The 14,048-nt window shown below is 59.7% G+C and carries 12 protein-coding genes; 5 read left to right on the top strand and 7 right to left on the bottom strand.

The features are described 5' to 3' along the window. Positions 1-12: 12 nt before the first annotated feature. Positions 13-960: a protein translocase subunit SecF gene (secF, locus tag FHS83_RS11665; RefSeq protein WP_167083129.1), complete on the bottom strand. Its 948-nt coding sequence runs from the start codon at positions 958-960 to the stop codon at positions 13-15. A 424-nt stretch (positions 961-1,384) separates the two neighbouring features. Here secF and FHS83_RS11660 point away from each other — a divergent pair, with 424 nt between their 5' ends. Together FHS83_RS11660 and FHS83_RS11655 are read left to right on the top strand one after the other, a co-directional pair. After that, a complete protein-coding gene (locus tag FHS83_RS11660; protein ID WP_167083128.1) occupies positions 1,385-1,612 on the top strand; it encodes a hypothetical protein in 228 nt (75 codons plus the stop codon). Positions 1,613-1,794: 182 nt separating this feature from the next. Next, on the top strand, positions 1,795-1,965 hold the full coding sequence (locus tag FHS83_RS11655) for a helix-turn-helix domain-containing protein (protein ID WP_167083127.1): 171 nt from the start codon (positions 1,795-1,797) through the stop codon (positions 1,963-1,965). Positions 1,966-2,067: 102 nt separating this feature from the next. On the opposite strand, the gene FHS83_RS11650 is transcribed toward FHS83_RS11655, so the two are convergent. The 3 genes from FHS83_RS11650 to FHS83_RS11640 all read right to left on the bottom strand — a co-directional run bounded on the left by FHS83_RS11650 (position 2,068) and on the right by FHS83_RS11640 (position 7,024). Next, positions 2,068-4,971 carry a TonB-dependent receptor domain-containing protein gene (locus FHS83_RS11650; protein ID WP_167083126.1) on the bottom strand — a complete coding sequence of 968 codons (2,904 nt, stop codon included), beginning with the start codon at positions 4,969-4,971 and terminating at the stop codon, positions 2,068-2,070. A gap of 668 nt (positions 4,972-5,639) precedes the next feature. After that, complete coding sequence (gene wrbA, locus FHS83_RS11645; protein ID WP_167083125.1) at positions 5,640-6,239, bottom strand: NAD(P)H:quinone oxidoreductase; 600 nt, start codon at positions 6,237-6,239, stop codon at positions 5,640-5,642. A gap of 41 nt (positions 6,240-6,280) precedes the next feature. Then, entirely contained in the window at positions 6,281-7,024 is a 744-nt protein-coding gene (locus FHS83_RS11640) for a pirin family protein (RefSeq protein WP_167083124.1), read from the bottom strand. 133 nt (positions 7,025-7,157) lie between these two features. On the opposite strand from FHS83_RS11640, the gene FHS83_RS11635 reads away from it, so the two are divergent. From FHS83_RS11635 to poxB, 3 genes are all read left to right on the top strand, one after another. Further along, entirely contained in the window at positions 7,158-8,060 is a 903-nt protein-coding gene (locus FHS83_RS11635) for a LysR family transcriptional regulator (protein WP_167083123.1), read from the top strand. Positions 8,061-8,229: 169 nt separating this feature from the next. Then, positions 8,230-9,825, top strand: a complete 1,596-nt coding sequence (locus FHS83_RS11630; RefSeq protein ID WP_167085444.1) for an FAD-dependent oxidoreductase — start codon at positions 8,230-8,232, stop codon at positions 9,823-9,825. A gap of 176 nt (positions 9,826-10,001) precedes the next feature. Beyond that, entirely contained in the window at positions 10,002-11,723 is a 1,722-nt protein-coding gene (gene poxB / locus FHS83_RS11625; protein ID WP_167083122.1) for a ubiquinone-dependent pyruvate dehydrogenase, read from the top strand. Positions 11,724-11,762: 39 nt separating this feature from the next. On the opposite strand, the gene FHS83_RS11620 is transcribed toward poxB, so the two are convergent. From FHS83_RS11620 to FHS83_RS11610, 3 genes are all read right to left on the bottom strand, one after another. Then, positions 11,763-12,263, bottom strand: a complete 501-nt coding sequence (locus FHS83_RS11620; RefSeq protein WP_167083121.1) for a rubrerythrin family protein — start codon at positions 12,261-12,263, stop codon at positions 11,763-11,765. 69 nt (positions 12,264-12,332) lie between these two features. Next, a complete protein-coding gene (locus FHS83_RS11615) occupies positions 12,333-12,593 on the bottom strand; it encodes a SemiSWEET transporter (RefSeq protein WP_167083120.1) in 261 nt (86 codons plus the stop codon). A gap of 63 nt (positions 12,594-12,656) precedes the next feature. Continuing rightward, complete coding sequence (locus tag FHS83_RS11610) at positions 12,657-13,946, bottom strand: aspartyl/asparaginyl beta-hydroxylase domain-containing protein (RefSeq protein ID WP_167083119.1); 1,290 nt, start codon at positions 13,944-13,946, stop codon at positions 12,657-12,659. Positions 13,947-14,048 lie beyond the last annotated feature (102 nt).

Genomic DNA, 14,048 nt, shown 5'->3' with positions numbered 1-14,048 from the left:
AGAGCGACAGGATCAGGCCTGCGCGGGCACCGGCTTGTCCTCGATGGCGCCAGCGGGCTTGGGCAGATAGAGCAGCAGCGCGGCAGCGACGTAGATCGAGGAGAAGGTGCCGACCAGAATGCCGAACAGGATCGAGCCGGTGAATTCTTCCAGCGCGGGCACGAAGAAATAGAGCGGAATGATCGAGAGCGCGGTGGAGACCGAGGTCAGGATCGTTCGCGTCAGCATCTGGTTGGTCGAGAGGTTGATGAGATCGGCGAGCGGCATGCGCTTATACTTGCGCCGGTTCTCGCGCAGACGGTCGAACACCACCACCGTGTCGTTGATCGAATAGCCTGCGAGGGTCAGGAGCGCAGCGATCGAGGTCAGGTTGAAATCGAGGTGCAGCAGCGAGAAAAGCCCTGCGGTGACGAAGACGTCATGGCCGGTCGCGAAGGCGGCGCTGATGCCGTATTGCCATTCAAAGCGGAAGGCCACCCAGAGGGCGATACAGATAACCGCGAGAATCGAGGCCAGAATACCGGCATGCAGGAGTTCGGCGGAAACCGCCGCGCTGATCACCTCGGTCGAGGGAAACTGATAGCTCGGCCCGAGCTTGTTTTTGATCGCCTGGGCGGCGGCGTTGTAATCCTGGCCAGCCTTGGGCTGAACGCGGATCATGACGCAGGAATAGGCCGGAGTGGCGCAGACACCGCCGCTGACCGTCTGAACCCGCTGATCATTAAAATGCAGGGTCGAAATCTGATCGCGGATCTGCCCCGCCTGGTCGGTCGAGATCGTATAGGGCGCTTTGGCCTGCACCTGGACACCACCAGTGAAGTCCAAACCCAGGTTAAAACCATGCCAGGCGATCGAAACGACCGCAGCCAGCAGCAGCAGCCCATCAATGGCAAAGGCGACATAGCGCGCGCCAATGAAGTTGATATTGGTGGCTTCCGGGATAAATCGCAGCAGAGGCATGGAGTTATGTGTCCAAAGGGTGGGGCAGGAATAAACGCAAACGGGCGTTACGACAAGCGCGGCGGATTTGAGTCGCACAGCCTTCGGACAATCCCCGCCGCTGGTGGCTGACACAACATTGATCAAGCCTGACCAGAATTTCGGCAATTTCTCCACACTTTGTCTGTAGATAATTGCGAGGAAACTCGAGCGAATTAGATGTCTTCTACAATTCTACACAAGGAATTCGCGTTTTCCGAGAAAATAACTACCTCAGGCCGTCTGCAGTAAAGGAAATTTGAACTCGTAGCGCTGAGGTATGTGGTTTACACAGAGACGTACTGGCAATTTTGTATATCAAACTCCGAGCTGTGAGAGCAGCATTTACAAAATTGCTCACTACATATGCAGTTATGAGATCGTTGCGCGGTGGAGGCGCAGACTGATGAGACTTCGGGCCCAGATCACCATCGACATCTCGGCGGAGGATTTCGTGGAGGCTGCGGAGCACCAGAACAAGCTCGCGCGCTTCGTCGAAAGCCTGAAGAGCGAATATCCCAATGCCGAGATGATCATTCGCGAAAGGCGCGAGCGTCGTCCCGACAGCGGCAATGTCGTATCGGGCCCCCAGCGGCTGCGCCCCGTAGGCGTACGCCAGACCAAGGTCGGATGAGACCTTGACCGGTGGAAGAGAACAACCCTTGTGCCGCCACGCGGCTGCGACAAGCGATTAACGCGCTATCCACGACCTGCCCTGCTCTCCGGCTGGAGAGCGTTATTGTATTTCTATCCGTCTGTGAAAATGAGGGCCTCTCCATCAAGGACCTCGTCTTTGCCTGCGGGCTCGGCGAATCCATGGTCTCGCGGACCGTCGACGCCCTCGCCCAGCCCGATCAAGGCGCCCTTCTCGAAACGGTGCGCCATCCGACAGACGGCCGCCGCCGCCTCGTCTATCTGACCGAAGCCGGCCAAGCTGTGCTCGCCAAGCTCAAAACCATCATCGACAACACGCAAGAAACGGCCTGATAGCAGCGTTTTTTCGCTTCGCTGTCAGTATCGTTCTCACCGGCCGCACAAAAAAAGCGGCGGGCTTTTGGCCCGCCGCTGATTTCAGAAATCCACAACCGATTACATCTTGAGACGGGCGCCGACGAAGAAGCGGCGGCCGATCGCATCATACACATCGGCAGAGGTGGTCGTGCCGGTGGTCGCGTAGGCGTTCGGGACGAACGGAGCGCGGATGTTGAGGAGGTTGTTGATACCGCCGAAGAGCTGCACTTGCTCGGTAATCTGATAGGAACCCGAGAGGTTGTGCAGGTAGTACGGACGGATCGAGGTGAGCTCGCCCGGGGCAACATAGACGCGGCTCTGGAAGTCGGTTTCCCACTGCAGGGTCACAGGGCCGTTCTCATAAATGAAACCGAGCTGTGCCTTGTGCTTGGGGGCGCCGATGAAGCCATTGTCGTTGGTGACCGTACCAAAGGACTGATCGGAGTAGTTATTGGTGTAGGTCCAGTTCAAGCGGGAATTGATCTGACCGACATCCACGCCGCCAAGGGCGCTCTTCAGCCAATCGAATTCGTTCAGATCGACATTGTAGTTGATCGCGAAGTCGAAGCCGCCTTCCTTCAGATAACCCTGATTGAAGTAGCCGGTGTTGACCGCAGTGATCGCGCCCTGGAGATTGGTCGGGCCGGTCGCCTTACGCGTGAACAGAGTGCAGAACGTGTTCGGGTAGCTCGCAGCCTCATAGCACTGATTGATCGCCTGCTGGCGGCCAACCGTGGTGATCACGTTCTCGATGTCGATGTTGAAGTAATCGACCGAGAATTCGAGTGCACCAGCGCTACCGAAGTCGTGATTGAACACCGCGCCGACGGTCCAGGTGTCAGACCGTTCAGGCGTGAGGTTCTTGTTACCCGCACCGGACAAGCCGCCTGTACCCTGACGCTCCGCCAGAGTGAGATCAAAAGAACCATTCGCGGCGGTACGCGCCTTGACGACCGGGTCTTTCGCGCAGTTGGCGATGACCTGAGGATTCTGCTTACCCACAGGCTTCAGCGGTTCGGAATAGCAACGATCGTCAACCGACGAGAAATCCTCACCGCCAGGTGCGAACAGTTCGTTGATGTTCGCGACGCGGACGGCCTTCGCATACTGGCCGCGGAAGAGCAGATCGTCGACCGGCTTCCACTGGACACGGCCGGTATAGGCGTTGGTGACCGTGGTCGAACCCTGGGCGCCATACTGCGACCAGCGGACAGCGCCGCCAACCGTCAGTTCTTTCGCCAGGAACTCGTTCTTCAGGACCGGGATTTCCGTTTCGCCGAAGAACTCGATCACATTGTAGCTACCGCGGGTTTCCGGCTCTTTGTTGCCGGCGTTCTGGCCCGACTGGGACAGCGCATCCGGAACGTCAGAAGCGAATTCACGGCGATATTCGAAGCCGCCGACGACATGCAGATCACCAGCCGGGAGCGTGGCCACAGGGCCTTCGATCGACGCGCCGAGGACCTGCTGGTCAATATTGGCGGTACGGCTGGCCGGAGCTGTCACGTACTTAAGGGCAGCCGGGCTAACCGCACCCTTACCGAAGATATTGATCGGGGCGCAGCCTTCTTTGGAAGTCCAGGTATAGTAGTTTGAGCAGATGATATCGCCGACCTTAGCTGGCGCGCCGCCAACCGTGGCACCAGCGGTGATATCCGCCGCCGTAGCAACGCGCGCGTTAAGGGCTTCGCGCATATTCGGGATATTGACTTGGCCGGTACCGTTCTGGGTATCGAGGGTGTGGCCCCAATCGAAATAGGTATCCCAGTTGAAGTCGTTGAATACGGTGCCCTTGGCGCCGATCACGAGACGATAAAGGTCGCGATTGGCATCGTAGTGGCGGGGCCCGAACTCGGCCAAACGGCGGCGATAGGTAACATAATTGTCGCCAGCGGCGACAACGGCGTCACGCAGAGCCTGAGGCATATAGGGATTGTCGATGGAAACGCCCATCAGATCGTTCTCGGTGCCATCAAGATCCGCGCTGGCATGCGGATAGGGCTCGATATTGGCCGCCGACTTGGTGTTGGCGAAGGTCGTTTCCATATAGAGCTGGAAATTCTGGCTCACATTGTAGTGGCCATTGGTCGACAGCACGAGGCGATCAACCGGTGTTTCGATGGCGCGGTAGGGCTGACGGTCGAAGCCATATTTGCTCGAAGACCAGGCAGACACAGTGCCGGTGGCGCCGGTGCCGCTGGAGACCGTGTAAGCCTTGCCGGTCGACGGGATCGCGAAATAGCCGTAGTCGCTATAGCTCGACTTGCCGCCGCTGACCAAAAGGTCGGTGGCGAGGTTGGCGCGGTTCTTCGCCCAGGCGCCTTCATTGCGCGACCAGGTGGCCGACAGAACGAGGTTACCCTTATTGTTGGCGAAATTGCCGCCGAACATCACATGGGCCTTGTACTGCACTTCGTCGTCATACTCGGTGCGGCCGGTCTGGAAGTCAGCGGCCATGCCTTCATAGTCGGTCTTCAGGATGACGTTGATAACGCCAGCGAGGGCGTCAGACCCGTACATGGCCGAAGCACCGCCGGTGATCACGTCCACGCGGTCGATCAGGTCGGTCGGCACGGTATTGAAGTCAACCGCGCTCGTACCAGCAACGCCAGCCACCCAGCGGCGGCCGTTGACGAGCACGAGGGTGCGCTTTTCACCGAGGTTGCGCAGTTCCAGGGTGCTGATACCAGCGCCCGCGGTGGCGAAGTTGGAGTTGGTCGCCGTGATGCCGGAGACACCGAAGCTCGGGACCGAGCGCAGCATGTCGGACACGTTGACCGTGCCGGACATCTGCAGGACTTCCGACGAAATGGTCGTGACGGCGGTCGGCGCTTCGAGGTTGGCGCGCGGAATACGCGAACCGGTGACGGTCACCGTTTCGGTCGTCTGCTGGGCGCCAGCCGCAGTCGCGACTGCCAGGAGCGCAAAGGCGCTGGCCCCGACGAATAGAGAGGAGCGAAAGCGTACGTCTTTATGCAACACGGGATACCCCCTTGATCAGTAACGGCAATGCCTCCCCCCTGCTCGCGGCGTAGACATGCCGCCAAACGTGGCAAGGTTGGGCTTGCGGTAATGATGCCGGGTGCGTGGAGGAGTCGGGCAAAACACTATTTCACCATTGCAATAATATAACTATCAAATAGCTATCATATAACTATTTTATAGCCTGAATGGGATGCGATTGCGGTGCTAAAATTTGATCACTTTGCTGAGCTGCTGCGCGCCCAGGCATTTGCGAACATCGTATACGTCATTGTTTTGTAATAGATTTGTGGTGGCACTGCGGCAGGCTGCCGCAGTTTTGACATCTGCCTAAAATACGCGCAACAAAACGCCTAAAGCCGTTGCCGTTACCGCAACAAGCAGTGTGGCTTACCTGCATCAAAGGTCGGAAAATATCGCCCGTGTAATGGACCGCCACAAAAGCAAAGGGCGCCCCGCTCTGGAGCGCCCTTTTTTGAAGCAAATACAAACTTGCCGCGAGAGAGTCCGATTGCACCGCGAAGACCCTCAAAAATCCCGTGGCGCGTGTTTAAGCAGGACGTCCGCCTGCCCTCGTTAGAGCGTCATGACCGGGCTCCAACCTCGCACTCCCGGAGGGGGATGGAGGCAAGGCTCGGGAACCCGGCCATGACAAACTCAACCACACCTCAGCCGTGCAGCTTCTTGGCGACTTCGGCGATCTTACGGCCCTGATACCGCGCGCCGGTTAGTTCATTCGCGGAGGGCTGACGCGAGCCATCCCCGCCCGCGATGGTGGAGGCGCCATAAGGCGAGCCGCCCGTGATCTCATCGAGGGTCATCTGACCCGCATGGCCGTAATCCAGCCCCACGATCACCATGCCGAAATGAAGCAAGTTTGTAATGATCGTAAAGAGCGTGGTTTCCTGACCGCCATGCTGGGTTGCGGTGGAGGTAAAAGCGCCACCGACCTTGCCATTGAGCGCGCCACGCGCCCACAGCCCGCCGGCCTGGTCCAAGAAATTCGCCATCTGAGACGACATGCGGCCAAAGCGGGTGCCGGTGCCGACAATGATCGCATCGTAATCGGCCAGCTCCTCGACCTTGGCGACGGGCGCTTCTTGATCGAGCTTGAAATGGGCCTTGGCAGCGATTTCAGGCGGCACCAATTCCGGCACGCGCTTGATATCGACCTCAGCACCAACCTCACGCGCGCCTTCGGCGACCGCTTTGGCCATGCTTTCGATATGACCGTAGGACGAATAATACAGGACCAGGACTTTGGGCATCACACTACTCCTTAGCTTTAAGAGTTAGGGGCGAATAAGGGTTAGAGAGAATCGACCAGCACGATTTCGGCTTCATCGCTTGCCGTTACCGTGAAGCTTTCCACGCCGGTAATCGCGGCACCGTCACGGGCATTGACCTTCACGCCATCGACCTCGACCGCACCTTTGGCCAGAACCAGATAGGCATGACGGCCTTTGCCGAGGCTGTATTGAACGCTTTCGCCAGTTTTGAGTGTAGCACCTAAAACACGGGCATCGGCACGGATTGGAAGCGCCTCGGTATCTTCAGCAAAGCCCGAAGCGAGGGTGACGAAACGGCCCGAACGGTCACCTTTAGGGAAAGGCTTGGAGCCCCAGGCCGGCGCACCGCCGCGTTCGCGCGGGAAGATCCAGATCTGGAAAATCCGCGTCAGCTCCTGCTCGAGATTATACTCGGCATGGCGCACGCCCGTGCCTGCGCTCATCACCTGCACGTCACCGGCTACGGTGCGGCCCTTATTGCCCATCGAATCCTGATGGGTGATGGCGCCATCGCGCACATAGGTGATGATCTCCATGTTCGCATGGGGATGCGGAGGAAAGCCGGTGTTCGGCGCGATCTCGTCGTCGTTCCAGACGCGCAAGGCGCCCCACTGCTCCCGCTTGGGATCATGGTAATCGGCGAAGGAGAAGTGGTGCTTGGCCTTCAGCCAGCCATGGTCCGCGCCACCGAGAGAATTGAAGGGCCGCACTTCGATGGTTTTGGCTTCAATGGTTTTGGTGTCGATAGTGTTGGTATCGCTCATCTGATACTCCTGGCGGCTCGCACTTTGTTGGGGCCGCCCTCTTTCTGCCGCCAAGAGTTATTGATCCGGGGGGCGAATAGAAATAGAAACAATGGAAACCCATTGTTTCCTTCTATTCACTCGAAGATTCGCCATGGCCACCCTGCCCGATTTCGAAGCTCTCGCTGTTTTCGCTAAAGTCGCGGAATTCCAAAGCTTTGTGCGCGCCGCCGGCGAGCTGAAAATGTCCAAACCCACGGTCTCCAAAGCGGTGACGCGGCTGGAACAGCGGCTGGGGGCGAGCCTGTTCAATCGCACCTCAAGAAAGCTTGCCCTCACCGAAGCGGGACAGCGGCTTTTGGCCCGCGCCAGCGCCATGCTGGCCGAAGGCGAAGCCGCCGAAAGCGAAGCCCTGTCGCAAAGCCAGACGCCGCGAGGGCTGCTTCGCATCGCTGTGCCGATGAGCTTTGGCGTGATGCATGTGGCGCCGCTCTTGCCCCTCTTCTTTCGTGAATATCCCGAAGTGCAGGTCGATCTGCATCTCTCCGATGATCTCGTCGATATCGTGGGCGATGGGTTTGACGCGGCGATCCGCATTGCGGCCCTGCCGGATTCCTCGCTGATGGCAAAGCGGCTTTGCGGCATGCCGCTCTATCTCTTGGCGGCGCCCGCCTATCTGAAAGAGCATGGGCGGCCAAAACATCCCATGCATTTGAGCGAGCATAAGGCACTGACCTATTCCTATCAGCTGCGCCAAGGCGTGTGGCAGTTCAAGAAAAAGAACGGCGAAGTGGCAAGCGTACGCCCAAGCGGGCCGCTACGCGTCAATAATGGCGAGGCGATGCTGCCTTCGATCTTAGGCGGCATCGGCGTGGGGATTTTGCCGGAATTCATCGCCCGCGAAGCCATCGCCAAAAAAGAGGTCGAGATTTTGCTGCCTGAGTGGTCGTTGCCGGAAGGCGCGGTCTATTGGCTGACCCCGCCCGGAGGCCCCAAACCGCAACGCGTCACCGCGATGGGTGATTTTCTTGCCAAACAGCTCGGCAAGAAGCGGTAGGCGCAGCACAATTTCACGTGCTTGTATGAAACCCGCATTTATTTGCACCACATATCGTTACGGCAAGCAATTCCGTCTGTGTACATTCGCGCGCACCGCACCATACTGAAGCTGAACTCGCTTGAAGGAGGCCAGCTTGGTCAGTGTTCGCGATACGCGCCACGCCCAGATGTTTCCGGTTTTTACCGCATCGGAAATCGCAACCCTGGAGCGCTTCGGCGAGGAGCGGCTTTATCGCGATGGCGAGTATCTGGCGCGCGCGGGCGAGAAAGGCGATGCGGCTTTTGTAATCAAATCCGGCCGCGTGGTGGTGACCGGACAAGGCCATGAAGGCCCTATCGCCATTCACGATCCGGGCTCTTTTTCCGGCGAAATCTCACAGCTTTCCGGGCGGCCCTTTCTGGTGGATGCCCAAGCGGAAGGCGATACCAAGGTCCTGGTGCTGAACTCCGAGAGGCTGCGCCATGTCCTGGTCAGCGAGGCCGAACTTGGCGAACGCATCATGCGCGCGCTCATCTTGCGCCGCGTAGGGTTATTGGAAGATGGCGTCGGCGGACCGGTGATCGTGGGCCCGGCAGAAAATGGCGGCGTGTTGCGGCTACAGGGATTTCTTTCGCGCAATGGCCATCCCCACCAACGCCTCGATCCCGAGAACGATGCCAGCGCGCGCACCATGCTGGAAGGCGTGCCGGAAGACGAGTGGCCGCTGGTGATCTGCCCCAGTGGCGATATCTTGCATAATCCGAGTGAAGACCAGCTCGCGCGCTGCATCGGCTTGGTGCGCGCGATCGACCCCAACCGGCTCTACGATGTCGCGATTGTGGGCGCGGGGCCAGCCGGATTGGCCGCAGCGGTGTATGCCGGTTCCGAAGGCCTATCAGCCATTGTACTGGATTGCCGATCCTTTGGCGGACAGGCAGGCGCTTCGGCGCGGATCGAGAATTATCTCGGCTTTCCCACCGGCATCTCGGGCATGGCGCTTATGGCGCGCGCCTTCAATCAGGCGCAAAAATTCGGCGTCGAAATGGCTATCCCCGACGAAGTGCAGAGGCTATCGCGCGAAGAGGACGGCTTCACCTTGCATCTTGCCAATGACGAGATCTTGCGCGCCCGCGCCATCATCATCGCCACAGGCGCACGTTATCGAAGCCTTGGCCTCAATAATTTGAGCGGCTTTGACGGCACATCGGTGCATTATTGGGCCTCGCCTTTGGAAGCCAAGCTGTGTTCGGCCCAAGAGGTCGCGCTTGTGGGGGCCGGGAACTCGGCGGGACAAGCGGCGGTCTATCTTGCCGCCAATGCCAAGAAGGTCTGGCTTTTGGCGCGGCGCGGACTTGAAGCCACCATGTCGCGTTATCTGATTGATCGCATCGCCGCCCAGCCCAATATCGAAGTCTTGACCAAGACGGAAATCACCGCGCTGGAAGGCGAGAACGGGATTTTGCAGGCCGTGCGCTGGCGCGATGGCGACGGCGAAGAAAGCCGCCACGAAATGCGCCATCTCTTTTTATTCATCGGCGCCGATCCCAATACCGATTGGCTGGGTGCTTCGGGGCTGAAGCTTTGTGAAAAAGGTTTCATTGCCACCGATGATTTTGCCAGCGATGCGGCGCGCCCGCTGGAAACCAATATTCCCGGCATCTTTGCGATTGGCGATGTCCGCTCGGGTTCCGTCAAGCGCGTTGCAGCCGCGGTGGGCGAAGGCGCGCAAGTGGTGGCGCAGCTTCATTCTTACCTCGCCGCGCAACAGGCGGTTCCCGCGTAACTTCCGCGTCGCGAGCGATACCTCAGCCGCACGGCAGCCATGCAGCCTCTTTTGTTGCAGCGAGCCTGCGCGCGGGCGTAACAGCGATAAAGACGCCGAAATCGTTCTAGATAAGTTCGGCGCTGCGGGAAGGATATGCGTTCAGGATGTTCACAGCGCGATCCAGGTGACCCATCATGGCCGAAAGCATTGCTTATTATATCGCCCGTCATCTTTCTGCGGCGGGTGTCGAACGCATTTGGGGCGTTACGGGCGACTCTCTGAACGGACTTTCCGACAGCCTGCACCGCCAGCAGAAAATCCGCTGGATGGGCACGCGGCATGAGGAAGTGGCTGCCTTCGCTGCGGGCGCCGAGGCGCATTTGACGGGCAAGCTCGCAGTCTGCGCGGGTTCCTGCGGGCCGGGCAATCTGCATCTCATCAACGGGCTTTACGATTGCAATCGCAGCCATGTGCCGGTGCTGGCGATAGCCGCTCACATTCCTTCGGCGGAAATCGGCTCGGGGTATTTCCAGGAAACCCATCCGCAAGAGCTGTTTCGCGAATGCAGCGTCTATTGCGAGCTGATTTCCAACCCGGAACAGATGCCGCGCGTCCTGGAAATCGCCATGCGTACCGCCATCCTGAAAAAAGGCGTCGCGGTGATCGTGCTGCCCGGCGACGTCGCGCTGAAAGACATGCCGGGCGAGATCGAAGTGCGCTGGAATACGCCCGAGCCGGGCATCACCCTGCCTCCAACACAAGATCTCGACGCGCTGGCGGCGATGCTGAACGCCTCGAGCAAGACCACGCTTCTCTGCGGTGCGGGCTGCGCAGGCGCGCATGACGAGGTGCTGCGCCTTGCTGAAACCTTGAAGGCCCCTATCGTGCATGCGCTGCGCGGCAAGGAACATGTCGAATGGGATAACCCCCATGATGTCGGCATGACCGGGCTGATCGGATTTTCTTCCGGCTATCACGCCATGGAAGCTGCCGACACACTTCTTATATTGGGCTCGGCCTTTCCTTATCGCGCCTTTTATCCCGGCAAGGCCAAGATCGCGCAGATCGATGTGCGGCCGGAAGCTTTGGGTGCGCATACCCAGGTCGATCTCGGCATCATCGGCGATGTGAAAGCGACGATCGAAGCGCTTCTGCCCAAGCTGAAAGCCAAAGACGACAGCCGCTTCATTGCCACCGCTCTGGACCACTATACCAAGGCGCGCAAAGACCTCGACGACCTCGCCACGGAGAAAAGCGAGATCGGGCAGATTCATCCGCAATATCTGGCAAAGCTGATCAGCGAGAAAGCCAGCGAGGATGCCATCTTTACCTGCGATGTCGGCACCCCGACGGTGTGGGCGGCGCGCTATCTGAAAATGAACGGCAAGCGGCGGCTGATCGGCTCGTTCAATCACGGCTCGATGGCCAATGCCATGTGCCAAGCCATCGGCGCGCAAGCTGTCGCACCGGACCGCCAAGTCATCGCGATGTGCGGCGATGGCGGTTTTGCCATGCTGATGGGCGATATCCTATCGCTGCGCCAGCTCGATCTGCCGGTGAAGATCGTCATCTTCCACAATCGTAGCCTTGGCTTCGTGGCGATGGAAATGAAGGCGGGCGGCTATATCTCCGACGATACCGACCTCAACAGTCCAGACTTCACCAAAGTGGCCGAGGCTATCGGCATCAAGGCGCTGCGCGTGGAAGATGCGAAACTTCTGCCCGCCGCGCTCGACGAGGCCCTCGCCCATCCGGGGCCGGTCCTGGTCGATGTCATGACCGCGAAACAGGAACTCGCCATTCCGCCGCAGATCACCCTGGAACAAGCCAAAGGCTTCAGCCTCTACATGATGCGCGCGATCATCAACGGCAAAGGCAACGAGCTGGTCGAACTCGCCAAAACCAACTGGCGGTGAGTGACGGCCCCCGCTTTGAACCGGCGGGGGCAACCGCCCTTACGCGATCTCGATATAGCTTTTGCCGGCGCAGCCGCAGACGGGGCAGTTATCGGGGGCGTCGCCAAGCACGGTGTGGCCGCAGATCGGGCAGACATGCGCGGTCACATTGCCGAGGTCCTTGCCTTCGGTCACCGCGGCAATGGCGGTGCCATAAAGCTCGTAATGCACCTTCTCGACTTCGAGGGCGTAATGCATGGAGCGGGAAGCGCGCTTATCGCCTTCTGCTTCCGCCGCCGCGATCATCGGGGGGTACATCTCGGTGATCTCGTAATCCTCGCCGCCTTGCGCATCGGTGAGGTTTTCGAGCGTCGTCTTGATGCCTTCGAGCGCCTTCAGATGATTGCGGGCATGAATGGCTTCAGCCGCGGCCACGGCGCGAAAGAGCTTGGCCACCACGGGATAGCCATCGCGCGTCGCCTTTTCAGCGTAAGCGAGATATTTCTGGTTCGCTTGGCTCTCGCCCGCAAACGCCGTCTTCAGATTGCCTTTGGTCGACATCTATTTTCCTCACATTGGAACAATGCAAGGTGGCAGCGCTTGCCCTGCGCCGACAGACGTCAAATTGGCTCAGCCGTGCTTGAGTTTCAAAACCAGGATGGCCCCCGCCAACACCAAAGTCGCCCCATTGGCGATGGCGACCGGCCAGCTTCCGATGGCGATCCCGTAGACCAGCCACAAGGCGACGCCGAAATTCATCAGCGCGAACATGCCGAGGGAAATGTCGGCCGTGGAGCGTGTTTTCCAGATCCGCCAGACCTGCGGGACATAGGCCAGGGTGGTGCAGAAGGCGGCAACCAGCCCCACGGCGGAAATCAACGGCGATTCCATTCAGCAAAACTCTGAAAGACACCCCCTCTCATAGCAGGAGGGGCCAGGATGGGAAGGGAAAAGCTAGGCCCCCTCCTCCGCCAGATAGGCGTAGTATCCCGAAATCAACGCTGCCGCGTAGTCGCGCTCGACCTCAGAGAGATAGGGATTCCACACGTTGAAAATGAGGATGACGCGGCGTTCGCCCGAGCCGTTGACGGCCTCATGCTCAATACTGTCGTCGAATGCCCAGGCCTCGCCCATTTTCCAGGGGCGGGTTTCATTCCCCACACGGAAGCGGCAGTCGCCCGGCAGGATCAATGGCAGATGCACCACCGCGCGCGCATTGGTGATGCCGGTGTGGGCCGGGATGGTGGTGTGCGGCTCCAGCGCGGAAAACATCGCGGTGGGCTCGGCACCTGGGATGACGGCGAGCGGCACCTGGTCCAGCGCGGCAGCGGTCAGCGGGCACAACGCGCAATGCTCCTCCACGGGCGCTCCATCCTTGAAGAGGTAAAGGGTGGTCCAGCGAGGGGAGCGGTTGAGCTCTTTCCATTGCTCCAGCGGCGCGCCGGCGGGGTAATTGAGGTAGGGCGCGAAGTCGTCACCGCGCGTATCCAGAAGCGCCACGAGCTCGTCACGGATAATGTCGGTCTGCGCCTCCAGCGCCTCCATCCACGGAAAGAAGCTACGATCAAAGAAGGGCACTGCGGGCAGCCCCGGCACGCGGTAGAGGCTCGCTTCCGAGGCATAAATGCGCGTCCGCCCGATCATGGCCTCTTTCGCCTCGAGCACGCGGGCGGTTTGCGCGGCGCTGAAGCGTTCGTTCAGCGCGCCCAGACGGTTAGCGAGAAAGCTATCCAGCGACTCCATATTCGCGCGTACGGCGGCGCGCGCCACAGCCACCTCTTCGCGCAGTTGCGGCGAGAGCCGTTCGTCGGGCGGCACAATGGCAAGCGCATCCTTGTAAAGCCGCGCGGCTTGGCGCTTCAGCCCATGGCGGGAAAAGGCGGCAGCTTTGGCGAGCAGCGCGGGATAGCAATAAGGATCGGCGATCAGCGCGCCGGTGAGCGCCTCCATCTCCGCCCCATCATCGCCAAGGACGCGGCAGGCATAGGCCAAGGCGAGATGCAGTACCGGATCGCGCGGCGCGGCTCGCACCGCAGTTTCCAGCAAACCCCGCGCAGTTTTGGCGTCGCCCTTTTGCAGCGCGCGCTGGGCCATGAAATGCAGGGCTTCGGGATGATTAGGAAACAGGCGTAAAAGCTGATCCCAAAGCCGCGCAGCTTCGTCCAGCCTGCCCGCGGCAGCCGCCCCCAAAGCCGCTTGCCGGATATTGAAAATACGCGGGTCCCCACCGCCCGATGCAGACAAACAGTACCCCAACCGTCATGTCACATTCAGGACGGTCCAGGTTTTTGCCCGTAAGGTCAAGATAGCGGCGGGAGGGCACAGGATTAATTTATGACAGAGAAC

The sequence above is a fragment of the Rhizomicrobium palustre genome (genome assembly GCF_011761565.1).
GTDB lineage: Bacteria > Pseudomonadota > Alphaproteobacteria > Micropepsales > Micropepsaceae > Rhizomicrobium > Rhizomicrobium palustre.
This window is presented reverse-complemented; position numbering and strand designations above follow the sequence as displayed.